Below are 25,798 nucleotides of genomic sequence, written 5' to 3'. Positions count from 1 at the left end.
CCCCGCTAAATCAATTCAAGGTAATGGTTACAGACGCTGGAGTAATACCGGTCACGGTTGTTCTTTCCGGGGTCTGTACCTTGACCTCCACCGTGTGGGTACCTTTTCCCAACCCGCTGAGATCCACGTAAGCGCGAACATCCCTGGGGGTTAGTCTGGCCATAACCTCGCCGGGCCCGGCCACCCGCAGGTTTACGGATGCGGGCGAGGCGACCGCCTGCAGCTCGCCCGGGACATTGGTCAGGGTCACTGGCACGTCAGCGATCTCCATTTCCCCCTGGCCTGGTCCAATCTGCACCACGACTTGCACAGTAGTGGGTTGAACCCAGTTGACGCCGGCCGGGACTCGTACGGGCACCTCTTTGGCCACACTGGTTTTCGCCTGGCTCAGATCGATTGGTTCAGTCAAAACGTACTCGATTGGCTTCAGGCTGGCCAGCTGGGCCATGATCTTCACCATCGCCGGCTCGGCAATCACCTGACCCACCTGATATCCTTTGGCCGGTGTCCCCTGCACATCCACCTTGACGGGGACTGTCTTCGCGGGCAGGTCTTTGACCACCGGGATCAGGACATCGACCGAGGCTGGGATAACTGATAATGATGGGTCAGTGATGACATTACCCTGTTTATCCAGGAGTTTCACCGGGAGATTTTCGCTCAGGTTGTGGTCGGTTCCCCGGAGATCGATATTCACGTAGACCCGCTGGATGTTCTGTAAAACCGACGCCCCACCCTTGACCACGATCTGGGACGGTTTAAGCACTGGATCAAGGGCAATAAACCCGCTGGCCGGGCTACCCAAAAGATTGACCTGCACCGGGACCTGTTTTTCGTCCCGGTTGTCCACCTTCACCTTGACCCGACCGGGTTTGACGTTCAGCACCGTTACCCCGTTCGGGACAGACACCTGGACGGGAAGCAGGTGCTCACCCGGCTTGGCCCCACTCAGATCAACGTAGACCCCAATATCCTGCGGGGAAAGCGTATCTACCGGACCGCGCAGCGACACCTGCACATTACCTGGTTTCTGCACGAGGACTAGATCCGACCCCATGCCTCGCACCTGCACGGTCATGTTATCAAAAATCCGCTCCAGGTCAGTGCCGCGTTCGTTGGCCACAAACACGTACATCAAGATCGCCAGCAAAATGGAAACAATTTTAAAAATTAGATTGTACCGGTCATCCTTCGGCACCACCTACGACCTCCAATTCCACAGAAAGGTGGGGTGCTGAACCCGCGGACGAAGGAGCTTGGTCAGCATGTCGCGCAGGGTCTTGTCATCCAGGTAGCGCGTTAACCGTCCTTCTTCCGCGATCGAAACTACGCCAGTTTCCTCGGACACCACCACCGCCACCGCATCCGACATCTCCGTTATCCCGAGCGCCGCCCGGTGTCTGGTCCCCAGCTCCTTGCTCAGGTCCGGGTCATCAGTCAGCGGAAGGAAACACCCTGCGGCCATCACCCGGTCGCCCCGGATAATCAGTGCCCCATCGTGCAAAGGCGATTTTGGAATAAATATATTGACCAAAAACTCCGCGGAGATCACCCCGTCGATTTTTACCCCGGTCTGAATATGTTCCTCCAGGCCCGTTTCCCGTTCAATGATAATCAGCGCCCCCATACGATTGCGCGCCAATACCTGCACTGCCCGGGTCACCTCACCAATCACCTGCTGCATTTCCTCTTCGCCCAGGGTAGTGATGGACTGAGCAAAAAACTTACCCCGCCCTAACTGTTCGAGCGCCCGGCGCAGTTCCGGCTGAAACACCACCGGCAGGGCCACAAACAGCATGGTCCACGTCTTCTGCATTATCCAGTGAACCGTTTGCAGGTGCAACCAGTTGCTCAAGGTCGAAAACACCATCAGGATAACCAGTCCCTTGATCAACTGGACCGCCCGGGTGCCTTTGATCAGCATAAAGAACTTATAAAGAACATAGGCCACAATGGCCACGTCCAGGATGGCAAAAAGCATATTAAGCGAGAAGACATTTATATTTCTAAACGGGACCAGGAACTGTAGTTTTTCAAACATAGTATCGCTTCCAATAATTATATTTTTCAGTTACATTATTACCTATAATAATAACTTTTCTACCTGAACCAGACAAGCCAGAAATTAAGGCTAACGAGCGATGAACTCCGTTACCCGGATTACCTCGTCGAGAAGGATCTCCTCCACTACGGCCTGGATCTCCGTTACTGGTCCCATCATTTCTGAAGCGTTGATCGCCTCCAGGTCAAAGATCCGCTCCCAGCTCCGGGTGATCATCTCCTGCAGGTCGGGTGGAACGACTGCGCCGTTCCTACCCCGTTCACGGAGGCGCATTTCCCACTCCTGCTGCTCAGCCTCCGTCAACGGCAGGTAATGATTGTCTAAAATACAGTGCCAGGAGCCAAAATCGGAAAGTAGCACCTGTTCCCGGGGTTTGGCGAATTCAATCCGAACTCCCCGGCTGCCGGCCGGCAGAAACCCCTTGCAGCGCAGATCCGGTTTCGGTTGGTACCATGACCACACCGGGAATCGCCCTTTATAAGCAGGCAGACGCTTTTTCATTTGTTCCATCATCCAGTGGTACGCAGGGAGAAAGGACCGGTCAACCCGCCGGCCGTCTCCCCGCAGGACTCCCAGGCGCTGAAAAACTTTCCAGGCTTCATGCCGCTGGACCGTCCAGAGATGGATAGACTTTTCTTTAATGGTGGACACCTCCGGTATAATGGTCGTGTAGATCTAGTCTTTACCGTTTTTAGCGGCAGCACACATGAAAACAGGCCCACCGCGATCCGCTGAGGCCTGTTGTCTCATTCTAAAAAATAGTGACTGAATTATGACTGAATTAGATACGTTCCGCCACCAATGTCCCCATCTCCTCCGTGTTCACTATTTGCTTACCGGGCCCGGCAAGGTCCGGGGTGCGGTAACCGGCTTCCAGCACCGCCACCACGGCTTGTTCAACGGCCCGCGCTTCCGCCTCCAGGTTGAATGAATACCGGAGCATCATGGCCACGGAAAGGATCGTCGCCAGCGGATTTGCTTTTTTCTGACCGGCGATATCGGGGGCAGAGCCGTGGGCCGGTTCGTAGAGGGCCACCTGGCCGCCCAGACTGGCCGAAGGCAGCAAACCGATGGATCCCGCCAGCATCGAGGCCTGATCGGTCAGAATGTCTCCAAACATATTCTCCGTAAGAATAACGTCAAACTGTTTAGGATTACGGACCAACTGCATCGCGCAGTTATCCACGTAGAGATGCTCTAACTCAACGTCTGGATAATCCGTGGCGATTCGATTAACCGTTTCCCGCCACAGACGGGAGCTTTCCAGGACATTGGCCTTGTCAACCGACGTGACTTTTCGGCGTCGTTTCTGGGCGGCGGCAAAGGCCAGTCTGGCCACCCGCTCGATCTCTTCGGTCGTGTAAGTCAGGGTGTCGATCGCCTTTTCGCCGGTGGCTGTCTTCTCCCGCCGCTTCTCCCCAAAGTACAAACCCCCGGTTAATTCACGGAAGACCACCAGGTCCACGCCGGACACGACTTCAGGTTTCAGCGTCGAAGCCTCAACCAGAACCGGGTAAACCTTCACCGGCCGAATATTGGCAAACAGACCGAGCTGCTTTCTCAAAGGCAGCAGGCCGGCAGATTCCGGTCGCTGGGCTGCCGGTAAACTGTCCCACTTGGGGCCGCCAACAGCGCCCAGGAGAATGGCGTCGCTTGTGCGGCACAACTCCAGCGTCTCTGGCGGCAACGCCTGACCCACAACGTCGATCGCTGCTCCCGCAAACAGCCCTTCCGTAAACTGCCACTGGTGCCCGAACTTCTGTCCCACTACCCGCAACACCTTCAAAGCCTCAGGGATGATCTCCACCCCAATCCCGTCGCCGGGTAAAACTGCGATCTTATACACGTCGGTTCACCCTTCCCTTGACGTAATTGATCAGTCCACCCCGGTCCATGATCTGCTGCATGAATTCTGGGAAGGGAGCCGCCTGGTATGTTTTGCCTGTGGTTAAATTTTTGATCTGACCGCTCTTCGGATCAACCTCAACCTGATCACCCGGCTGAAGCCCCTCCGCGGCCGCCGGGCACTCAAAGATTGGCAAGCCGATATTGATCGCATTCCGGTAGAAAATGCGGGCAAACGACTTCGCGATGACACAGGATATCCCAGCAGCCTTGATGGCAATGGGGGCATGCTCCCGGGAACTCCCGCAGCCGAAGTTTTTGTCCGCCACGATGATGTCGCCAGGGGCGATCTTCTGACAAAAGTCAGGTTCCAGGTCTTCCAGACAGTGTTTAGCCAGTTCGCCGGGATCAGCCGTGTTCAAATAACGGGCAGGAATAATTAGATCGGTATCGATATCAGCACCAAATTTCCAGACTCGACCACGCAGTTCCATTTACTCCACCTCCTCGGGTCCGCCCAGCCGGCCCAGAATCGCTGAGGCAGCGGCCACGGCTGGGCTCGCTAGATAAACTTCGCTTTCCGGATGGCCCATCCGACCCACAAAGTTGCGGTTGGTCGTTGAAACAGCCCGCTCCCCGGCGGCCAGGATACCCATGTAACCGCCCAGGCAGGGACCGCAGGTTGGGGTACTGACGACCGCCCCCGCATCAATGAAGATATCGATCAGGCCTTCTTTAATGGCCTGTTTGTAGATCTCCTGGGTCCCCGGGAAAATGAGAGCTCGGACGTGCGGGTGAACCTTCCTACCCTGCATAATCTTGGCGGCAACTCGCAGGTCGTCCAGCCGGCCGTTCGTACAGGAACCGATTACCACCTGGTCGATCTCTACATTTCCCACCTCACTGACCGGCCGGGTGTTCTCGGGTGAATGGGGGAAAGACACCTGTGGCTCGATCCGGGTGACGTCGTATTCGATCACCCGGGCGTACTTCGCGTCCGCATCGCTCTGATACACCTGAAAAGGCCGCTTGGCCCGGGTCGCTACATAGTCCAGGGTAATCTGGTCAGGGGCAATGATCCCGTTCTTACCGCCGGCCTCAATAGCCATGTTACACATCGTGAAACGGCCATCCATGGAGAGGTTGGCGATGGTCTCGCCGGTGAACTCCATCGCCTGGTAAAGAGCACCGTCCACACCGATGTCACCGATGGTGTAGAGGATCAGGTCTTTGCCTGACACCCACGGCTGAAGCTCACCGTTATAGACAAACTTAATCGACTCCGGCACCTTAAACCAGGCTTCTCCCAGGGCCATCCCCGCCGCGACGTCGGTACTACCGACGCCGGTGGCGAAAGCCCCCAGCGCCCCATAGGTACAGGTGTGCGAATCAGCCCCGATGATGACATCCCCGGGGAGGACCAGCCCCTCCTGGGGAAGCAGGCAGTGTTCAATCCCCATCCGGCCGACCTCAAAATAGTTGGTGATCCCTTGCCGGCGGGCAAAATCCCGCATTTCCTTACACTGCTCAGCAGACTTGATGTCCTTGTTCGGTGAAAAATGGTCGGGAACCAGAAAAATCTTGTCGCGGTCGAATACCTCGTCGATTTCCAGTTTGGCGAACTCCTTGATCGCCACCGGTGCGGTGATGTCGTTGGCTAGGACGCCATCCAGTCGACAGTTGATCAATTCGCCTGGTTCCACCCGCTCCTTACCGGCGTGGGCAGCCAGTATTTTCTCTGTGATCGTCATTCCCATTTGTCTTCCCCCCATCCTGCAAAATTGACTCTCTCGCTTCTTTCTTCCGCCTAATTTAATCTAGCCCCCCTAGGTTTGCGCGCGATCATAGGCTACCTTGTTCAGGGCGTTGATGTATCCTTTGACACTAGCTTCAATCACATCGGTGCTGACACCGCGCCCAATGTAGATCTTATCACCACACTGTACTCTTACCGTAACTTCACCCAAAGCGTCCTTACCACCAGTGATGGCGTTGAGCGAGTATTCAATCAGCGACGCTCCCAGGTCAGTTATTTTATCAATCGCCTTAAAGGCGGCGTCGACCGGCCCATCACCGCAGGCCGCTTCTTCCACCAGCTCATTATCTATATACAGGCCAATAGTAGCCGTGGGGATAATCCGCGTCCCGCTGGAGATATGCAGATAATCAAGCCGGTATTTTTCGGGGATAGACCGGATTTCCTCCTTGATAATAGCCTCCAGGTCCTGGCTGGTGATCTCTTTCTTCTTATCCGCCAGGGCCTTAAACCGGGCGAACGCTTTGTTCAAATCAGCATCATCGAGAATAAATCCTAACTGCTCTAATCGCTCACGCAGGGCGTGGCGGCCCGAGTGCTTCCCCAGGACAATCCCGTTCTGGTTAATCCCGATCAATTTCGGGTTCATGATCTCATAAGTCGTCCGTTCCTTTAACACCCCGTCCTGATGAATGCCCGATTCGTGGGCGAAGGCGTTTTTACCCACCACAGCCTTATTCGGCTGCACTGGCATCCCCGTCAGACGGCTGACCAGACGGCTGGTCCGGTAGATTTCGCTGTAATTGATGGCCAATTCCCGCTGATAGTAGGACCGGCGGGTGTAGAGGGCCATGACAATTTCTTCCAAAGAGGCATTGCCCGCCCGCTCGCCGATGCCGTTCACCGCGCACTCTACCTGCTGCGCTCCATTGACGATGGCCGCCAGTGAATTAGCCACCGCCAGCCCCAGGTCGTTGTGGCAGTGCACGCTGACGATCGTCTGGTCGATATTGGGAACCTGGCGACGGATCTGGGCAATAAAATCTCCGAATTCATCTGGGGTGGCATAACCAACGGTGTCGGGAATGTTGACGACGGTTGCCCCGGCCTCAATCACCGCCGTTAAGACCTGGCAGAGGTAGTCCAGATCGCTGCGGGAAGCATCTTCACAGGAAAACTCCACATCTGGAGTGTATCGCTTCGCTCGCTTCACCGCTTCGACCGCCGCTTCCAACACCTGCTCGCGCGACATCTGCAGCTTGTATTTCAAGTGCAGGTCAGATGTGGCAATGAAAGTGTGAATGCGGGGTCTCTCCGCCTCTTTAATCGCCTCCCAAGCCCGGTCGATGTCAGCCTCGGCCGTCCGCGCCAGAGCGGCGATCGTCGGCCCCTTGACCTGTCGGGAAATCAGCCGACACGCCTCAAAATCGCCTGGAGAAGTGATCGGAAAGCCCGCTTCGATCACGTCTACACCGAGTTTAGCCAGTTGCTGAGCAATCTCCAGCTTTTCCTGAGCATTCAAACTGACGCCAGGTGACTGTTCACCATCCCGCAGGGTGGTGTCAAATATATAGACTCGGTTATTATGCATTCGCTTTTCCCTCCTTTAAAATGTAAACGGCGGCTAACAATACACGAAGACATTCGCCGTCTGCCGCCGCTGGTAGACCATGGACTTGCGCCGCGAACGGTTGGCTACTTCTTCTGGAGCCACTTCATCATAGCCCGCAGTTCCTTACCAACCTTTTCAATCAAATGTTCCGCGTCCTTTTTGCGCAGAGCGTTGAACATCGGCCGGCCAACCTGATTTTCCAACAGCCATTGTTTAGCGAATTCACCGCTTTGGATTTCGGCTAAAACTTGTTTCATTTCTTCGCGGGTGTATTCGTTGATGATCCGTTTCCCTACCATTAGATCGCCATATTCAGCAGTGTCACTGACCGAATAGCGCATCATGCTGATCCCGCCTTCGTAAATCAGGTCAACGATCAGTTTCATTTCATGGAGACATTCGAAATAGGCGATCTCCGGCTGATAACCAGCTTCAACCAGGGTATCAAAACCCGCCCGAATTAGTTCAGAAACCCCCCCACACAGCACACATTGCTCGCCAAAGAGGTCGGTCTCGGTCTCTTCTTTAAAGGTGGTCAGAATAACACCCGCCCGGGTGGAGCCGATCCCTTTGGCGTAGGCTAGGGCCAAGGCTAGTGCCTGCCCGGTGTAGTCTTGTTCGACCGCCACTAGCGCGGGTACACCAACCCCTTGTTCGTACATCCGCCGTACCAGGTGGCCAGGGCTCTTCGGCGCGATCATGAAGACATCAACCGTAGCCGGCGGGACGATCTGCTTAAAATGAATGTTGAAACCGTGCGAGAAACATAGGGCTTTACCTGGTTTTAGGTAAGGAGCCACCTTTTCCCGGTACAGCCAGGCCTGGGTCTCGTCGGGAACCAGGAATTGGATGATATCAGCTTCCTGCGCCACCTCTTCCACCGTCTTCACCGTTAAACCGGCGCTCTCGGCTAGCTGCCACTCCGCTTTGGTTTCCTCAGTGGTAGGCGGCCGTAGGCCGACTAGGACCTTTAATCCGCTATCCTTCAAGTTTTGGGCTTGCGCGTGCCCCTGGCTGCCATAACCCAGTACCCCGATGGTTTTCCCTTCCAGTAGTTTTAGATCGGCATCTTCATCGTAGTAGATTTTGGCCATTTCTTACGACCTCCTTATGTAATTTGATTTGAACTTATTGTACACATTCGGGATGTAATTTATTTGAAAAATTAACCTTTGTCCTTTGTTCCGCGCACCATGGCGATCTTGCCCGTACGGACCAGTTCCATGATGCCAAAGGGTCGCAGGGAGCTTTCAATGGCTTTAATCTTGTTTTCATCACCGGTCGCCTCAATAATCAGAGAGCGGCGGCCGATATCGACGATCCGCGCCCGGAAAATCTCAACGATCTGCATGATTTCACCGCGGACCTCAGGGTTAGCCCTGACCTTAACCAGGATCAGTTCTCTTTCTACCGCTTCTTCATTGGTGATATCACTGATTTTGATCACGTCAATCAGTTTGTTCAACTGCTTGGTGACCTGTTCGATCACCTGGTCATCGCCATCAACGACAATGGTCATCCGGGAAAACTCCGGGTTTTCCGTAACACCAACCGTTAGACTCTCGATATTGTAACCGCGTCGGCTAAACAGTCCCGCTACGCGCGTCAGTACCCCCGGATGATTGTGCACCAGTACGGCTAAGGTGTGTTTCATCGGCCTAACCCCCCATCATGTTGGTCAGTGAGCCACCTGGCGGCACCATTGGACAAACGTTTTCCGTCCGGTCAACCACAAAATCGATGATTACCGGCCGGTCTTTCACCGCCATGGCTTGCTCCAGAACTGGCCTGACCTCATCAGGTCTGGTCGCCCGTAGACCAACCGCTCCGTAGGCTTCAGCCAGCTTGACAAAGTCAGGTGCACAGCTGATATCTGAGTAGGAATAACGGCCACCGTAGAAAAATTCTTGCCACTGGCGGACCATTCCCAAGTACTGGTTGTTGAGAATCGCCACCTTGACCGGCAGTTTATACTCGACGGCTGTGGCCAGTTCCTGGGAGTTCATCTGAAAACTCCCATCGCCGGCGATGTCGAAAACCACAGCCTCAGGGCAGCCGATCTGAGCTCCAATTGCGGCGGGGAACCCAAATCCCATCGTCCCCAACCCACCGGAAGTGACCATCGTGCGTGGTTGTTTAAACTTGTAGTACTGGGCCGCCCACATCTGGTTCTGCCCCACCTCAGTAGTAATAATCGCTTCACCATTGGTAACCTCACAGATCTGCTCTACCACGTACTGGGGTTTAATCAATTCCCCGCTCCGTTCGTAAGTCAACGGATACGTTTCCTTCCACTCTTTAATCTGCCGAACCCAGGGGGTTTCACCAGCGCAAGTATCCAATCTTCGTAACAACTCAGTTAGAACCTGCTTAACGTCGCCCACAATCGGGATGTGTGCGCTAACATTCTTACCGATCTCAGCAGGATCAACATCAATGTGAATCACCTGGGCCTTAGGGGCGAAATCTTCAATCCGCCCGGTGACCCGGTCATCAAAACGGGCGCCAATGGCAATCAAGCAGTCGCAGTCCGAAACAGCATAGTTCGCGTAACGGGTCCCGTGCATCCCCAGCATCCCGAGTGACAAAGGATGCGCCGTGGGAAAAGCACCCAGCCCCATCAGCGTGGTAGTTACCGGAATCTGCCGGCGCTCCGCCAATTCCCACAGCTCCTGGTGAGCACCAGAAATAACCACTCCGCCCCCCGCGTAAATCACCGGCCGTTCTGCGGCCATGATCGCCCGGGCGGCCTGGGTCACCTGCAGCGCGTTTACTGATTTTAAGACCCGATAGCCCCGCAGGTTTACCGTTTCGGGATAGTTAAACTCACATTCCTGGTTGGTAACGTCCTTGGGCAGGTCAATGACCACCGGCCCCGGCCGGCCTGTCGTCGCGATGTAAAAGGCCTCTTTGACAACCCGGGACAGGTCTTCGACCCTTTTAACCAAGTAATTATGCTTGGTGATCGGTAGAGTGATCCCCGTAATATCGGCTTCTTGGAAGGAATCCCGACCCAAGAAACCTACTGCCACCTGCCCGGTAATCACAATCAGGGGAACAGAATCCATATAGGCTGTAGCGATACCCGTGACCGCGTTCGTCGCCCCTGGACCCGAAGTGGTAATGCAAACCCCCGGCCGGCCAGTGACCCGGGCATAGCCGTCGGCAGCATGGGCGGCCCCCTGCTCGTGCCGCGTTAGTACATGCTTAATGTCAGCTCGGTAGAGTTCGTCGTAGATTGTCAGAACCGCTCCGCCGGGGTAACCAAAAATTACCTCAACGCCTTCGCGCTTCAAGCATTCGATGAGGATCTGAGCGCCAGTCATTTTCACGGTATCGCCTCCTTTGGGAATGTACTCTTTGGCATGTCTATTTCTTGAACACGGCACCGCTCGAGGCGGAGGAAACCAGTTGAGCGTAACGAGCAAGATAACCCGATTTGACCTTAGGCTCAAGCGGACACCATTCCTGACGTCGTCTGTTGAGTTCTTCTGCCGGAACTTCCAGGATCAGCTGCCCTTGGTTGATGTTGATCTTGATGATGTCCCCCTCCTGCACCAGGGCGATCGGCCCACCTTCAGCGGCTTCGGGGGAAACGTGTCCGATAGAAGCACCACGGGTCGCCCCGGAGAACCGTCCATCAGTGATTAAAGCCACATCTTTGTCGAGCCCCATCCCAGCGATGGCCGAGGTGGGAGTCAGCATTTCCCGCATCCCGGGTCCACCCTTGGGGCCCTCGTAACGGATAACAATGACATCCCCTGGTTTAATCCGGCCACCCAGGATAGCCTCGACTGCTGCCTCCTCGGAATTGAAAACCCGCGCTGGGCCAGAGTGGACCAGCATTTCGGGGGCTACCGCGCCTTTCTTGACTACGGCCCCGTCGGGTGCCAGGTTACCGCGCAAGATCGCGATCCCACCCGTCGGGCTGTAAGCATCGTCCACGGACCTGATCACATCGCGGCGGCGGACCGGGCGATTGGCGACGTTGGCAGCCACCGTCTTCCCGGTCACGGTCAGCGCTTCCCCATGCAAGACCCCGTAGCGGTACAGTTCACCCATGATCGCCTGGATCCCGCCGGCTTCGTCGAGATCAACCAGGAAGTGGTCACCGGCCGGGTCAAGTTTGCACAACTGTGGTACCCGGGCATTCACGGCACTCACTAGGTCGAGATCAAACGGAACCCCGGCCTCATGGGCAATCGCTGTCAAATGCAGGACGGTATTGGTCGAGCAACCCAGGGACATATCGACTGCCAGGGCGTTCTGGAAAGCCGCTGGGGTTAAAATATCGCGAGCTCTAATGTTTTGCTCCAGGAGTTTCATGATCTGCATCCCCGCCTGCTTCGCCAGTCGGATGCGCGCCGCACTCACCGCCGGCACCGTCCCGTTGCCAGGCAGCCCCAGCCCCAAGGCTTCGGTCAGACAGTTCATGGAGTTGGCCGTAAACATACCCGCACAAGAACCACAGCCCGGGCAGGCGGTATCTTCTAACTCAGCCAGTTCTTCCATTGTCATCTGCCCAGCACTCACCCTACCGACCGCTTCAAACACGGTGCTGACCGTGGCTGGCCGGTTCTGAAATTTCCCTGGCAACATTGGACCACCGCTGACAAAAATACTAGGTAAATTAAGGCGCGCCGCCGCCATCAGCATCCCGGGGATAATCTTGTCACAGTTCGGGATAAACACCAGGGCGTCAAAGGCATGGGCAGTCGCCATAATCTCGATGGAGTCGGCGATCAGTTCCCGGCTGGCCAGGGAATACTTCATGCCGATGTGGTTCATAGCGATCCCGTCGCACACGCCGATGGTGGTAAACTCCAGCGGCGTGCCACCAGCCATCCTCACCCCGGCCTTGACGGCCTCAGCAATGGTGTCCAGATGCAGGTGGCCGGGAATAACTTCGTTCTGGGAGTTAACAATGCCGATCAGAGGCCGGTTGATTTCTTCGTTGGTCAGGCCGAGGGCCTTCATCAGCGACCGGTGAGGAGCCTTTTCCACTCCCCTCTTGATGGTGTCACTTTTCAATGCTTCTCTCCCCAATCTATATATTAAGGTTAGATTCTTCACATTACAGTTTATAGGTTGCTTACTTACTCGGGTAAATCTCTGGACCGTCAACCTTCGTCAATTCGTGGAAATCGGCCAGCAACTGGTTAAAGATCGGGCCAGGCTTACCGTCGCCGATCACCCGGCCATCCACCTTGATCACCGGGATCAGTTCTGCCGCGGTGCCGGTGAGGAAGCATTCGTCGGCTACGAACAGTTCATAACGCGGGATCACCGTCTCTTCCACCGGAATAGCCCGTTTCTTAGCTAGTTCGATGACTGCATTGCGGGTAATCCCTTCCAACAGCCCGCAGTAAGGAGCCGGGGTCTTTAGCACGCCGTTCTTCACGATGAAGACGTTATCACCCGTGGCCTCGGCCACAAAACCTTCGTGATTGAGCAAAATCGCTTCCGCTACCCCAGCCAGATTGGCTTCAATTTTGGCCATAATGTTGTTCAGGTAGTTCAGCGACTTGATGCGGGGGTTAACTCCCTCCGGGATATTCCGCCGGGTTGGTACCGTAATGACTTCCATCCCTTTTTCATAAAGTTCTGGCGGGTACAGAGTAATCGAAGAGGCGATATTAACAATGGTTGGTTGGGGACATTTCCGCGGGTCAAGCCCTAAATCACCTTTTCCTCGTGAAACAACCAGCCGTATGTAAGCATCTCTAAGATTATTGCGGCGTAAAGTCTCCAAGACCACTTCTGTCATTTCTTCCTTAGTCAAAGGGATATTTAGGGTGATAGCCTTAGCCGAATCGTACAGCCGATCAATATGTTCTCGCAAACGGAATACCCGGCCGTGATACGCCCGAATTCCCTCGAAAACACCATCGCCATATAGAAAGCCATGCTCAAAAACTGAAACCTTCGCTTCTTCTTCGGGAACAAATTGCCCGTTCAGGTAAATAATTAGACCCATCGTACTTTTCCCTCCATATTCTTGGTGTTATTAACGTTAGTAACTGTTCCAATAACCCACTCTCGGGAGTAAATTTCTTCACCTCCCACCCAACAAATAAACCCCCCCGCCCAGACAGTCTCTCTTCTGTCAGGGACGAGAGGGTATTCCCGCGGTACCACCCTGTTTGCCGCGCACCTTGGCGGCCTCCTTTGTCGTGCCGATGCGGCACCAGCATGTTAACGGACGCTATACATCCGGCATCACCTACTTGAGCTAAAGCCGTTCGGATCGCAGCTCGGGGGAGAGACGCACATATACCGTAGTGGGACTGGTTTTCAGCTACCCCAGTTCTCTGTACCCAGGGACGATATATAACAGACTCCCGTCATCGCCTTTATTCTATAACAGCTACTCAATATTGTTATATTAATTAGTATAGAAAATCCCCCAGGGTCTGTCAATGATTTTTTAGTTAACCTGGCCGTCTTTCTCCAGGCCAATCGCCTTGATATATTCTCGATAATCAAGCTGGGGATGCAACCCTTTCCGGATTAATTCCTTTTGCAAGTCCTTCATTGACTTGAATAATTCCCACAGCAGTTTGCGCCCTTCCAGAGATTTTTTCGCCTCCAGGGGGGTCATGCCATGCAAAGCCGGCATCTCTGTCTCCAGCCAGCGGCTCAGTTCTTTTTTGCGCAGCCGCTCCATGACTTCCTGCGGTATCTCAATTCCTTCAGCCATGAAAATTGATAGGTCTTCTTCACGCTGCTGAACATCAACGAGACGGATGGCTTTTTTAATCCCTTTCTCCAGTTCGGAACAGACTATAGCCAGATAGTCGTGGCCAAAAGCACTGACCATTAAGTAATCATTGGTCAGCCGATACTCGGCGATAAACCCCTGCCCGGCCTGACTACCATCCTCTTTGGTCTGCAGGTTCTCGAACTCATAAAAGACCTTGACCCCTTCTGGGGTGTCAAACTCCACCACGTTGAATGTATGAAGTTTTTTCAAGACCCGCGCCAGATCTTCAATCTCATAAGTCGCCGCATACAGAGGCTCGGCTTCCTCATCCTCTTCTTCGGCCAGCTCACTAAGCATCTCCTCGAAGCAGTTAAACTCACCGCTGAGGATCGCGTAGACCAGGGTCACATCCAGGTAATACTGGTGCTTAAAAGAAATCGATTTGGGCGCCAGCCGGTCTTCCAACAGGCTGCACACAGAATCCAGGTTGAGCTGTTCACGGGAGAATACAATCAATTCCTCATCAGTTAAGATGAATTCAGCGAAAATGGTTTCGGAGACATTGATTCCTTCACTGATCGGATTGGGGTGCTGCCCCCAGCGGTAATGAACCCCGTAATCAAACTCGGTAAAGGTCTCAACCTCTGGCAGAGATTCCAATAATGACTCGACCTTGGTAAAAGACCCAACGTCGTACACCACGCAAAAGACCCGATAGTTTAACGGGTTCTCCTCGTCTTCTGGTCCCACTTCCCGCTGGTTTAATACCCGCACACCAGAAATCAGCCAGCCCGCATCTCCTCTGGTCAGTTTAAACTGGTACTCCGTGATCATCAGGTGTTCATCTTCATCACTGACCAGGTTCGCTTTGATCTCGGCCGTTTTCTTCCGGACAACCTGGTCAACTATCGTCGTTTTAAGAAACAAAGCCGGCTGTTTACTCTCCTTCTTAACTTTCGCCGCCACGTACTCTGCCCGGGTTCGCCGTCGGGCAGTTGATTTCGGGCTCAACAAGTTATACATAAGAGCCCAATCACAATTACGCAGGGCCACGAAATAAGCATTAACCACCTGGTCTGGACGGAGCTCGCTCTGGCCTAAACGCTGAAAGAGCCGCGCTTCTTCTTCCTCGGTCAGATTGACAGGTCGTTTGAGTAAATCGCCATACTGCAAGAAACCGCGCGCCGGCCGCTTCTGGTGGTAAAGATTCTGCGTGTAAGCGGACCGGAGCAGGTAGATGGCTTCACGAAAAGATAGTTGAACAAGTTCCACTTGCGCTGGTTGGCTTTCCGCGAAAAAGTTCGCCTTGGAGATATCCAGCACCCGAAAGTAATCCTTGATCCCGTCCTGGTTAAAACAGAGAATAAAATACTTGGCATCCAGGTTACCGCTCGGTTTCTCCCAGGCCATAACCAGAGAAACCTGACCCAGCAGTCGGGTTTTTGAGGCCATGGCCATAAAGAAACACTCATCCGGCCAGGTGGTAGTCGGTTTGACCGGTACCTCGAACTCGATGCCAGCCAGACGGAATTTCTCTAAACATCGTTGTGCCGCCCGCTGTACCTCACCGTCATACTCCTGGGTTAGAAGCCAGAAAAATTTACCCAGTTTCGGGTCGTGGATTGACGATAGGCTCTCAATAAACAGAGCTTGAACCTCTTCGGGCAATTGGTCAATTATTTCCATGGCCAGCGGATATCCCTCTTCGGTCTCCATCATGGCCACGATATCTTGCGCCAGACTTTGCAGTAGGCGTTTCGGTACCGTACTTTTATTTTTGGATCTCTGACTAGGTCTTCTGGCCATTCTTGTTCTCCAAGTCACTTACCATTATTTATTAAAATCATGCCCTATAACTCAATCTGTCCCAGGGTGGCTTTCATCCGTTCTACGGCTTCCTGAATCCGTTCCTTTTCCACCGTCAAGGCAACCCGGAAATAGCGGTCACCAAAGGCACCGTAGCCAATGCCGGGCGTAATCACTACCGCTGCTTTTTCCAGGACCAACTCGGCAAATTCGGTAGAGTTATATCCCTTCGGTACCGGAATCCAAACGTAAATAGTCGCCTTGGGTTTCTCCAGTTGCCAACCCATGGCGTTAAGGCCATCAATCAAGACATCCCGGCGCTCCTGGTAGACCCGCCGCATCTCATCCACACAATCCTGCGGTCCATTCAGAGCAGCCACGGCCGCATACTGAACGGCCTGGAATACGCCGGAATCAACATTGGACTTAAACCGGCTAAGCACCTCGATCGCCTGCGGATTTCCCACCGCCCAGCCGATCCGCCAGCCAGTCATGTTGTATGTTTTGGATACGGAGTGGAACTCAATGCCCACCTCTTTCGCTCCCGGGATCTGTAAGAAACTTAAGGGTTTAACCCCGTCAAAAGCAATCTCTGAATAGGCTGCATCGTGACAGACCAGAATATCATATTTACGGGCAAAGGCCACCACCCGCTCAAAGAACTCCGCATCAGCCAGGGCGCCGGTCGGGTTATTCGGATAATTGAGGTACATGATCTTTGCCTTCCGGGCTACTTCCGCCGGAATGGCGTCCAGCTCCGGCAAAAATCCGTTTTCCGCCCGTAGCGGCATTATGTAGGGCTCACCATTAGCCAATAAGGTACCAATTCCGTAAACCGGGTAGCCGGGATCAGGGACCAGGGTCAGGTCACCCGGGTTTAAGTAACAAAAGGCGATGTGTGCGATCCCCTCTTTTGAACCAATGAGGGAGACCACTTCACTGCGGGGATTCAGTTCCACCCCAAAACGCCGCCGGTACCAATCAGCCACCGCCTGACGGTATTCTAACAGCCCAACCGAGGTGGGATATCGATGGTTAGGCGGATTTTGTACCTGTTCCATCGCTTTGGCCACGATGTGCGCCGGCGTAGGCCGGTCAGGATCACCAATCCCCAGGTTGATCACATCAATCCCCTTTTCCCGGGCCTCCGCGACCTTCTGCTCGATACGAGCAAACAAATACGGGGGAAGTTTCTGCAGTTGAACGGCTTCTCGCATTTAATCTCCTCCTTCGAATAATAAATCTTATATTATAGATTTTCGAGAAATAACGTGCCACTAAACACTTCAGTCGCCGGTCCAGTCATGTAGACTCGGCCATTCTTAGCCCACTCGATGTTCAGTCGTCCACCGGGAAGGTGAACCACCACCTCCCGGCCGGTCTTGCCATTTAATACCCCGCCAACCACACAAGCGCAGGCCCCGGTGCCACAGGCCAGGGTTTCGCCCACCCCGCGTTCCCAGACCTTAACCCGAATTTCGTTCGGGTTAATGACTTCGATAAACTCGACATTGGTTTTGCGGGGAAACAACGGGTGGTGTTCAATCTCGGGCCCCCAAACACGGAATGGAATCTTATCCAGTTGGGGAACAAACACCAAACAGTGGGGATTACCCATAGAAACCGCAGTAATCCGTAGCTCTTTTCCATTGACGATAATCGGCTCATTGACAGCCCGCCCCGGGTCGCCCAACATCGGGATCAACTGGCGTTCCAGGATCGGCTCACCCATGTCGACTCTAGCTCCGGTTACCCGCCCATTTTCCAGGATTACTTCAGGCATCATGATCCCCGCTAGAGTCTCAACCCGAATAAAAACACCCTTGACTATCTCTCGCTCGTAAAGGTATTTGGCCACACAGCGAATGACATTGCCACACATCTCGGCTTCGCTGCCATCGGAGTTAAAGATGCGCATCCGGACATCTGCCCGCTCAGAAGGCAGAATAAAAACAAGGCCATCGGCACCGACCCCAAAATGACGGTCACACACCTTTTTCGCCAATGTGCAATAATCACTGGGGATGGTTTCACGGCACCCGTTGACGATGACAAAGTCATTGCCTAAACCATGCATTTTCGTAAATTCCATCCTTGGCCACCTACTTAAACAATGTTATTACATTTTACATTTAATATAACTTTAAAATTGAGAAAAAGCAATTATTAAGGGCAAGCTTGCCTTGATAATTGCTTTTCAATCTTGACGAAACTTTTGCATTTCGGCTGTTAAAACCTGGTCAGGTATTCGTCAATCTCCCAGTGGTGGACCTGCGTCCGGTAGCGGTTCCACTCAATCGTCTTGGCTTCCATGAACCGCTGATAAATGTGTGGCCCCAACGCTTCTTGGATCAGTTCATCCCGGGATAATTCATCCAGCGCTTTGGGCTAAATTCCCCCAGTCTCAATCTTGAGTAAAGCGTCCACAACGCGCGAATCAAACTGAGTATTTTTATTGGCCTCAAGTTCCGCCAAGGCGGCTCTCTTCGTTAAACGCCGGCGATAGGGCCGGTCCGAAATCATTGCATGGTAGGCATCCGCCACTGCCAGGATCCGAGCCGGTAAAGGAATACCCTGGCCAGCTAGGCCAGCCGGGTAACCCTTGCCATCGAAACGCTCGTGATGATGAACGATCGCGGGTTCCAGCCGGTTTAAGTTGCGCAATTCCCGCATAATATTACCGCCTACAATCGGGTGAGTTTGAATAATCTGTCTCTCCTCCACCGTCAGAGGACCCTGCTTATTCAGAATACTGTCGGAAACACCAATCTTCCCCACGTCATGGACCAGGCCGGCCATACCCACCTGAAACGCCTCTTCCTTGACTAGACCAAGGGCCTGGGCAATCGCCGAACTCAGCTCGGCCACAAACCGGGAGTGTTTGGCGGTGTAGTGGTCCCGGGCATCAACCGCCGCCGCCAGGGCTTCGACTGAATGCACCAGGAGTTGTTCTTTGAGCTGGTCATAAGGAGTGTTTTCTTCCTGGTAAGAGCTAAAAAACTGAATCGACCCCGCCTCCTGTCCCCGGGCATACAGATAGGTCCAATAACTCAGGTCGAGCAGTTTTTCGGCCGTAAAACAATCACGGGGAAATGAAGCAACACCAATCGAGGGAAGAATAAATAGTTGTTGGGAAATATCCAATTGCTTGATCCTAGCCTGTAGCTGTTCGCCAAAACAGCGAACTTCTTGGCTACTTAGACCAATCAGGGCCAGCGCAAAAACCTGTTCGGAGAGCCGTCCGACCACATCAAGCTCCCGACAAGTTTGACTTATGACCTGTGCCGTGGCCACAACCGCCCTTTTCACTTGCTCCGTGGTCGCGATTGTCCCGTCCCGGCCGTAGACTTCCACGCCGCATACCAGCAAGTTGACAGGGGTATTGGCCAGCGTGGCACGGGCGATGACTCCCCGCAGTTTCTCCTCAAAGTAAGTCCGTTCATAGACTTTAGTTTCAGGATCAATTATAACAGTTTCTTTAATTAAATTGGTCAGCTGTTTTTCTACCCTTTCGATTACCCAGCGGCCCAGATCTTTAGCCCGCGCCGGCGGAAGGCCGGTTAGCTCAGAACGGTCGATAGTCATGATGCCGGCTAACTCGCCGTTGGTTTCAAAAGGCAGAAGAATTTCTGACACATTGCTGGATTTAAGAATATGCTCCAGTTCAGGGAGCACCAGAATATCACCCGACTGATCAACACCTAGAACAACGTCTTTCTCATCGATCAAATGACGGCGGATCAGGGCCGTAATATATGGATCATTTTCCGTATCCCGGCCAACATATTTGATTTTCCACTGAGAAATGTTTAACTGTTGAATCGCATAATCAATGAGCAGATTAGTTAAATTGGATAATTCACTTAAACCTTGACGCGTCATTCGGGCGCCTCCTGATCAACCAATAAAAAATCCACCGCTCGACATGCAGTGGGTTCACTACTGGTTCCTCACCGCCCAAGTGACCAGATCCAGGCGGAGATTCATCACCTTTGCATGTATATTTCCCAGGGTTATTTTCCCATTTACTGAATCTGTTGAGATTGGTATTTCGACATTAAAACAACAATTCCTGCTCTCTATTATCATGTTTTGCTTCTGAATAATTACCGAGAAGGAATTATCTACCTTTAAATAGAATTATTAGTACGTCACCGGAATATAGTATTCAACAGGTCATGTTCGTAGAAAGGAAGTAAACCAATGAGACGTATACCTCTTGGATATGCATCACCAGGAATGATCATTGCCAAAAACATATACAACGGTGATGGCCGCGTGCTGCTGGCCGCAGGAATGACCCTGACCAGTTCTTATCTCAGCCGCCTGGAAAAGTTAGGAGTTCCCAGCCTTTACATCAAAGATGAGAGTATTGGTGAACTGGATATTCCTGAGCCGGTTTCAGAAAAAACACGGATAGCCACGGTCAAGACCTTGAAAGAAACCTTTTACCAATTGGAAACAGCCCGCAAACTTGATGTTGACCGCATCAAAGGTACGGTTAATCAAATTATCGATGAAATCGTGGCCAACCAAGACATCATGGTGAACCTGGTCGATATTCGAACCCAAGATGACTATACTTTTGCGCATTCGGTAAATGTCTGTATTCTGTCGATCATGACGGGAATTTCCTTGCACTACAACAGTTTGCAGCTCCGCGATCTGGCTGTCGGGGCCATTCTGCACGATATCGGCAAAACGCAAATCCCCAAGTCCATATTAAACAAGCCGGAAAAACTTACCCCGGCGGAGTATAATTTAGTTCAGGAACATACTACCGCCGGTTTTGAAATCCTGCGTACCTACCGGGAAATTTCGCTCCTGTCCGCCCACGTCGCTTTTCAACACCACGAGCGGCTGAATGGGCAAGGTTATCCACGGGGACTAAAAGACAATGAGATTCACGAGTATGCACGCATTACCGCCGTTGCTGACGCCTACGACGCACTGACAGCCGACCGCCCATACCGACAGGGTTTTCATCCAGCAGAAGCCATGCGTATAATGTGTGAAGGTTCAGCAAAAGAGTTCGACGCACGAATCGTGGCCGCGCTTCTGGAAAACGTGGCGGTGTATCCCGTGGGCAGTCTGGTCCAATTAAACACCGGCGAAATCGGCATGGTCATTGATGTCAACCGGGACGCTCAAACCAGACCGATTATTAAAATCCTGTTGGACCGTTTCAATCAACCGGCAACCAAACATCAGGAAATCGATCTGGACAAGTTCTCTACCGTATACATTGTCCGCGCCTTTAGTGAAGAGCAATCTTACTTCTTAATTAAACAGTTACGGGAAGGATTAAAGTTGTCCAACGTCAGGGAATAATAAAAACTATTTAAGCCAAAGGAGGTTTAGCACATGTATTGGGAAAAGAAAGGTAAAGTGAATACAGAGGCCACAATTGATTTAGCCATTAAAAGAGCTAAAGAATTAAACATTCAACACGTCGTGGTGGCATCGAACACCGGCTCCACCGCTGAAAAACTACTCAATCAGGGCTTAAACGTCGTTTGTGTGACTCACCACGTGGGTTACGCTGGACCCGGCATCGACGAAATGGATCCCGCAGTGCGCCAGAAATTACTAGAACAAGGGGTTAAGATTTTGACTACCACCCATTTGTTCGCCGGAGTTGACCGGGCGATTCGCAACAAGTTTGGCGGGGTCTACCCAGCAGAAATCATGGCGCAAACCCTGCGAATTTTTGGTCAGGGAGTAAAAGTGGCCATCGAAATCGCGGTGATGGCCCTGGACGCCGGTTTAATCCCCTATGGCCAGGAAATTATTTCCATCGGTGGGACAGCGACCGGGGCTGACGCAGCGGTTGTTATTCAACCCGCTCACTCGCATCAATTCTTTGATACGCGGGTCAAAGAAATTATCTGCAAGCCCCGCGATTAATTCCTGATCATCCTGCGTTATAGAGAGTCGCTTCCTGGTTACACTAAAGCCAGGAGGTGAAGCTTCAAAGTGTCTACCACTAAGTTGTTGGCGCTCTTGCTTTTTCTGTTAATCGGCAGTGCGGTGGTTTACGTCTTCTACCAGAATGTTTATTTAGTTGTGTTTCGCGCCCGGCAAAAACCCTAAAACTTCGTATGTCAATCTCCCCGTCCATCACACACGGGGTTTTCTCTTTATTTAGGCTGAATAATTTTTTTCCTCTGGGACAAATATACCACCGGAGGTGATTTTCTTGGAAAACAATATTCCTCGCCGGGGTGGTCGGTGAATGATCGAAACTATGTGTGAGGGCGATTTCGCCCCACTCATCTCTCCTCCAACACCAGCCTGTGAATTATGTACCGCCAGTTTTTGCGATTATTATCATCAATAATTTGCCCCTCTGTTTAGTATATTTGAAAAATAAATCTGTTTAATGTGGCAGGGATATTGAATGTATTTGTCTAATCATTAAAATAAAAAATTTGGTAAATAGGTGGGGAGGGGCACGGAATGAACGATGAAGAAAAATCAAAAGAGCAGTTGATCCGTGAACTGAAGGAAATGCAGCAATTAGTCGCCCAGCTGGAAGCATCAATCAACCAGTGTCAAGTGTTAAAAGACGAAATGCAGAAAACTGAAGAAATGTATCGAACCATTTTCGAAAACACAGGCTCTTCCACAAGTATAATTGAGGAAGACACGACAATATCAATGGTCAACGCAGAACATGAAAAAATAACCGGCTATTCTAAAGAAGAAGTCGAAGGGAAGATGAAATGGCCGCAATTATTCACCCCTGAATCTGTGAGTAAAATGCTGACCTATCATCAATTGCGAAGAATTTCTCCCAATGCGGCCCCCAGAAACTACGAAGCCCAACTTGTGGATAAAAATGGTAACGTCAAAGATGTCCTTATGACCGTCGCGATGATTCCGGGAACTAAAAAAAGTCTGGCCTCAATTATGGATATTACTGAACAAAAGAAAGCGGAAAAGTTGCTGCAACAAACTCAGTGTAAAGGAGAAAATTACGAACAAGAAAAGCAGCAGGCCGAGCTGCAGTTGCGTGAACTGCTCAACAACAAGGTGTTTTTGCTCAGCGACAAGTCTGCCTTCCTAACAATCAAAACAGCGCCGGGCTATGCCCATGCGCTGGCATTAGTGATCGAGAGTATGCACTTTCCGGAAGTGCTTGGCACAATTGCAGGAAATGATCTTTTATTGATCATCACTAAAGAGCCAGATGCCAATGCCACCATATTGAATACTCTTAAAGCTAATTTCAATTAAGATTCAATAATGACTGTCCTTTCTTCCTCAACCCAACGAACCGTTTTCCCTAACAGTTCTGCCACCTGGCGAACTGGACCCCAGGCACGTCCATCAATGATTCTCCCTTCAATTATATGGTCCCCAATGTTTATCCAAACACCATCGGGAGGCAGGCTGGGGGGCAATTGTATCCCCAAAAAAGCCGCTATCCCCGTGGCAATAGCCACAGCACAGGTCTCCTGAAAACCGGGATCAGCCAGGAGTTGCTCTTCCTGGGAATTCGAGATGAAAGCAATTTCCGTAAGCACCGCTGGCATCTTCGTGTTCCGTAAAACATAAAAGTTGGCTGTTTTAACGCCACGGTCAGTCAATCCGGTTGTTTGAATCAACTCGGCTTGAATGGCCCTGGCCAACCTTTCACCTTGACCACCAAATTTATAACAGTAGGTTTCTGTACCGTGGGCCGCTGGATCACTCGCCGCATTACAATGAATGCTCACAAAATAGTCAGCCGGCCAGTTGTTTGCCAGTTCGCAGCGCATTTGGAGGTCTTGCCATAGATCAGACGGCCAACTCACCTCGTCCCCATTCCGGGTCAGACGCACCTCTTGCCCCGCGCAGACCAGCAGCCTGCCCACGACGCTCGCCACCGCTAAAGTGACCTCCTTTTCTTGGAGGCTGGTCGGGCCAATCGCTCCGGTATCGTAACCACCATGCCCCGGGTCTAGCATAATACGCATCCACACCCCTCCTTTGTCGTTTATTATATTCGCGGCAATTCTCGAATGTTCAATTCATTCTGGAAGGATTTACAGCGAACCGGACAAAAAAGGTTGTTCCCGAAGTCCCGGTTTCAACTTTAATAGTGGCATTGTGCCTCGCGGCAATGCTGTAGCAAACTGGTAACCCCAGACCATTTCCATTTTCTTTCGTGGTAAAGAAAGGCGTCCCTAATTTCTCCAGCACCGTCGGAGCAATCCCCGTCCCCTCATCTTTAATGGCTAAAACCGCCTCGTTACCATCCATAAATGTTTGGATCGTCAGGCTACCACCCGCCGTCATAGCCTCCAATCCGTTGCGGACAAGATTAATGATCAGTTGTCGGATTTCCTTTTCATCCAGAAGCAATTCCGGAATTTGGCCCAAATTTATGTGCACATACTTATCAGCGGTGATGGCATCAGACCGAAGCAGTGGGGCCAGGGCATGAATTATGGCATTGAGATCACGCTTTTCCAAGTTGACAACCTTGCCTTTAGCCAGGGAAAGGTATTCGGAAATGATCGCGTTGGCCCGATCCAGCTCTTCAATCATTAGTTCAAAGCTTTCCCGGTATTGGCGACACCCATCTTTAACCTTAAGAACTTGCAGAAAACCACGAATCGTGGTCATCGGGTTTCTGATCTCGTGAGCGATACTAGCCGCCATTTCTCCCACCAGATTCATGCGATCAAGTTTAGCCATCTCATTTTCCAACCGCTTGCGTTCGGTGATGTCACGGGTACAGAAAATTATTCCGCCAATTTTCCCTTGCTCGTCATACAAGTAATTACCAAGTGTTTCCACCCACAAGTATTCCTGACTGGCGTGAAGGTGACGAAACTCAATGCTCCCCGCTAACCGAGTCTCAAGCGCAGCTTGCATAGTCTTTTTTACTTTTTCTTGATCTTCGGGATGGACAAACTCAAGAAAAGGTTGACCAATCATGTAATCGGGCGCATATCCCACCGCCCTCTGGTAGGATGGACTCGCGTATTCGATAATCCCGGCGCGATCAACCTGACAGATCATATCCTGCATGGCATTGGTAATCCGGCGCAGCCGAGCCTCACTCCGCCGCGCCTCTTCTTCTGCTTGCCGGCGCTGAATAATTTCCTGCTGCAGTTTGTTATTGGTCCTGATTAAATCATAAGTACGGCCTTTCACCAGTTCCTCCAGCTGCTCACGGTAAACCTTTAACTCCTCATCGTTCCATTTACGCGCAGTAATGTCTTTAATCGTTGTAACCACAAATCTGAGGTTGCCATCCAAGGAATGAATTGGGTACAGGGTATACTCAAAACACCGGTTGCTGAATACAAAGGAAACGCAGGTTTCACCGGTCAAGACTCGTTTGTCGCGGCTGCCCCCGGCAAAACTCTGGGCAAAAGACTCAGCCATTTTGGGCGGGAAGTCAAATTCATGCCAATTTTTGCCGATCATTTCGGCTAGATTTAACGTCGGCGAACCGGCGGCATTGGCATGAAGGCATGTCCCATGGTGGTCAAACAAAAAGATACAGTCGGAAAATTTAGAGAGGATCTGTTCGAGTAGATAGCTCTGCGGCTCGACGTCGCTAATCAGTTTTGCTGGCGGTTCCGTCTGACTTAAGTTCACAGTCATTCGTTCAGTTTGTTTTGTAGAGATGCTTTGACTGGTGGTCAAAAGAGAAAAAATTTTATTCCTGATATTGACCAACATCATTTTCATCCACTTCCCTTGCTGTCACTAGGCTCATTCTTTGCGGCCATCAAGTATAATGACAGGTAATTCCACATAATTTAGAATAACATGCCTTTGGGTGAATTAACGGTCGAAGTATGTAGAATGGTAAAATTCTTTTGCATATACTCACTTGGGTTCAAGGAGGACATCTTGGAAGTTGCAAAGTTACGGTTTATCTAGTATGAGCCTTTTGCAATTTTCCAACACTTGATTTACTAAGGATTTTAGGGCCATAAAAAAGGACTTCACCCCAATTTGGAGAAGTTTTCAAGTAACCAAACCGAAAACCCCATAAAGGAGTGAAGTCAC

The 25,798-nt window shown here is 51.9% G+C and carries 22 protein-coding genes and 1 riboswitch; of the genes, 3 read left to right on the top strand and 19 right to left on the bottom strand.

Annotated elements, in window-relative coordinates; translation table 11 throughout:
• Positions 1–10: 10 nt before the first annotated feature.
• The 17 genes from HPY81_07790 to HPY81_07710 all read right to left on the bottom strand — a co-directional run bounded on the left by HPY81_07790 (position 11) and on the right by HPY81_07710 (position 19,666).
• The gene (locus tag HPY81_07790; protein ID NPV27327.1) at positions 11–1,201 is read right to left on the bottom strand and encodes a hypothetical protein; all 1,191 of its coding nucleotides are present in this window, start codon (positions 1,199–1,201) and stop codon (positions 11–13) included.
• Positions 1,202–2,041: a TIGR00159 family protein gene (locus tag HPY81_07785; protein ID NPV27326.1), complete on the bottom strand. Its 840-nt coding sequence runs from the start codon at positions 2,039–2,041 to the stop codon at positions 1,202–1,204.
• A 90-nt stretch (positions 2,042–2,131) separates the two neighbouring features.
• Positions 2,132–2,713, bottom strand: coding sequence for a DUF3841 domain-containing protein (locus tag HPY81_07780; protein ID NPV27325.1), 582 nt, complete (start codon positions 2,711–2,713; stop codon positions 2,132–2,134).
• Positions 2,714–2,843: 130 nt separating this feature from the next.
• Positions 2,844–3,908: a 3-isopropylmalate dehydrogenase gene (gene leuB / locus HPY81_07775; protein NPV27324.1), complete on the bottom strand. Its 1,065-nt coding sequence runs from the start codon at positions 3,906–3,908 to the stop codon at positions 2,844–2,846.
• Positions 3,901–4,401, bottom strand: coding sequence for a 3-isopropylmalate dehydratase small subunit (gene leuD / locus HPY81_07770; protein ID NPV27323.1), 501 nt, complete (start codon positions 4,399–4,401; stop codon positions 3,901–3,903). Before leuD ends, leuB begins: the two co-directional genes overlap by 8 nt.
• A complete protein-coding gene (gene leuC, locus HPY81_07765) occupies positions 4,402–5,664 on the bottom strand; it encodes a 3-isopropylmalate dehydratase large subunit (protein ID NPV27322.1) in 1,263 nt (420 codons plus the stop codon). It abuts the gene before it with no gap.
• Between the two features lie 69 nt (positions 5,665–5,733).
• Complete coding sequence (locus tag HPY81_07760; protein NPV27321.1) at positions 5,734–7,254, bottom strand: 2-isopropylmalate synthase; 1,521 nt, start codon at positions 7,252–7,254, stop codon at positions 5,734–5,736.
• A 104-nt stretch (positions 7,255–7,358) separates the two neighbouring features.
• Positions 7,359–8,369 (bottom strand): ketol-acid reductoisomerase, encoded by a 1,011-nt coding sequence (gene ilvC, locus HPY81_07755; protein NPV27320.1) that lies wholly within the window; start codon positions 8,367–8,369, stop codon positions 7,359–7,361.
• Positions 8,370–8,440: 71 nt separating this feature from the next.
• Entirely contained in the window at positions 8,441–8,929 is a 489-nt protein-coding gene (gene ilvN, locus HPY81_07750) for an acetolactate synthase small subunit (GenBank protein ID NPV27319.1), read from the bottom strand.
• 4 nt (positions 8,930–8,933) lie between these two features.
• Positions 8,934–10,607: a biosynthetic-type acetolactate synthase large subunit gene (gene ilvB, locus HPY81_07745; protein ID NPV27318.1), complete on the bottom strand. Its 1,674-nt coding sequence runs from the start codon at positions 10,605–10,607 to the stop codon at positions 8,934–8,936.
• A gap of 37 nt (positions 10,608–10,644) precedes the next feature.
• Entirely contained in the window at positions 10,645–12,306 is a 1,662-nt protein-coding gene (gene ilvD, locus HPY81_07740) for a dihydroxy-acid dehydratase (protein ID NPV27317.1), read from the bottom strand.
• A 61-nt stretch (positions 12,307–12,367) separates the two neighbouring features.
• The gene (ilvE, locus tag HPY81_07735) at positions 12,368–13,252 is read right to left on the bottom strand and encodes a branched-chain-amino-acid transaminase (protein ID NPV27316.1); all 885 of its coding nucleotides are present in this window, start codon (positions 13,250–13,252) and stop codon (positions 12,368–12,370) included.
• A 450-nt stretch (positions 13,253–13,702) separates the two neighbouring features.
• Complete coding sequence (locus tag HPY81_07730) at positions 13,703–15,784, bottom strand: hypothetical protein (protein ID NPV27315.1); 2,082 nt, start codon at positions 15,782–15,784, stop codon at positions 13,703–13,705.
• Positions 15,785–15,828: 44 nt separating this feature from the next.
• Positions 15,829–17,001 carry an LL-diaminopimelate aminotransferase gene (locus tag HPY81_07725; protein NPV27314.1) on the bottom strand — a complete coding sequence of 391 codons (1,173 nt, stop codon included), beginning with the start codon at positions 16,999–17,001 and terminating at the stop codon, positions 15,829–15,831.
• A 32-nt stretch (positions 17,002–17,033) separates the two neighbouring features.
• Positions 17,034–17,876: a diaminopimelate epimerase gene (locus tag HPY81_07720; GenBank protein NPV27313.1), complete on the bottom strand. Its 843-nt coding sequence runs from the start codon at positions 17,874–17,876 to the stop codon at positions 17,034–17,036.
• 137 nt (positions 17,877–18,013) lie between these two features.
• Entirely contained in the window at positions 18,014–18,163 is a 150-nt protein-coding gene (locus HPY81_07715) for a hypothetical protein (protein ID NPV27312.1), read from the bottom strand.
• 9 nt (positions 18,164–18,172) lie between these two features.
• Positions 18,173–19,666 (bottom strand): HD domain-containing protein, encoded by a 1,494-nt coding sequence (locus tag HPY81_07710; GenBank protein NPV27311.1) that lies wholly within the window; start codon positions 19,664–19,666, stop codon positions 18,173–18,175.
• A gap of 38 nt (positions 19,667–19,704) precedes the next feature.
• A riboswitch (cyclic di-GMP riboswitch) is annotated at positions 19,705–19,787 on the bottom strand.
• A gap of 200 nt (positions 19,788–19,987) precedes the next feature.
• On the opposite strand from HPY81_07710, the gene HPY81_07705 reads away from it, so the two are divergent.
• From HPY81_07705 to HPY81_07695, 3 genes are all read left to right on the top strand, one after another.
• Positions 19,988–21,115, top strand: a complete 1,128-nt coding sequence (locus HPY81_07705) for an HD-GYP domain-containing protein (GenBank protein NPV27310.1) — start codon at positions 19,988–19,990, stop codon at positions 21,113–21,115.
• A 33-nt stretch (positions 21,116–21,148) separates the two neighbouring features.
• On the top strand, positions 21,149–21,691 hold the full coding sequence (locus HPY81_07700) for a hypothetical protein (protein ID NPV27309.1): 543 nt from the start codon (positions 21,149–21,151) through the stop codon (positions 21,689–21,691).
• 552 nt (positions 21,692–22,243) lie between these two features.
• Positions 22,244–23,023, top strand: coding sequence for a PAS domain S-box protein (locus HPY81_07695; GenBank protein ID NPV27308.1), 780 nt, complete (start codon positions 22,244–22,246; stop codon positions 23,021–23,023).
• On the opposite strand, the gene HPY81_07690 is transcribed toward HPY81_07695, so the two are convergent.
• Together HPY81_07690 and HPY81_07685 are read right to left on the bottom strand one after the other, a co-directional pair.
• Positions 23,020–23,745: an N-acetylmuramoyl-L-alanine amidase gene (locus HPY81_07690; GenBank protein NPV27307.1), complete on the bottom strand. Its 726-nt coding sequence runs from the start codon at positions 23,743–23,745 to the stop codon at positions 23,020–23,022. The genes HPY81_07695 and HPY81_07690 overlap by 4 nt on opposite strands.
• Before the next feature lie 49 nt (positions 23,746–23,794).
• On the bottom strand, positions 23,795–25,387 hold the full coding sequence (locus HPY81_07685) for a PAS domain S-box protein (protein NPV27306.1): 1,593 nt from the start codon (positions 25,385–25,387) through the stop codon (positions 23,795–23,797).
• Between the last annotated feature and the right edge of the window lie 411 nt (positions 25,388–25,798).

It is taken from the genome of Bacillota bacterium, from assembly GCA_013178045.1.
Lineage (GTDB): Bacteria > Bacillota > Ch66 > Ch66 > Ch66 > Ch66.
The sequence above is the reverse complement of the archived record's forward strand: the minus strand, read 5'-3'. Positions and strand labels throughout refer to the sequence as shown.